Annotated in this window: 1 protein-coding gene; it reads right to left on the reverse strand. The window is 39.8% G+C overall.

The window, feature by feature from the left end; translation table 11 throughout:
* Positions 1–309: transposase (locus QR64_RS26245; protein ID WP_318025586.1), on the reverse strand; the 309-nt coding region annotated here is incomplete at both ends.

Genomic DNA, 309 nt, shown 5'->3' on the forward strand with positions numbered 1-309 from the left:
TGTAGTCTATGACATAGCCTGATTCACTGACTAAAGCATGACATTTACATCCATAGAAGTACTGTCCCTTTGTAGCATTGTAGCCAACATTTGCATAATCTCCAAGAACTTTGCTTCTGAAATTACGAATAGGCTGACACAAAGGAATGGGGAAGCTGTCAATAATGGATACACTAATTCCTTCAACCTCTTTAAAGACGAGTGCTTGGCGAATGACTTGGATACTCGGTAAGAGGGCATTACAACGGCGGACAAAGCGAGAATATTCTAGGAAATTAAGAAATAAACTTTGAGCAAGTTGGTGCTTAG

The organism is Rhodococcus sp. Chr-9, assembly GCF_000801125.1.
In the GTDB taxonomy this organism is placed as follows: Bacteria; Actinomycetota; Actinomycetes; order Mycobacteriales; family Mycobacteriaceae; genus Rhodococcus; species Rhodococcus pyridinivorans.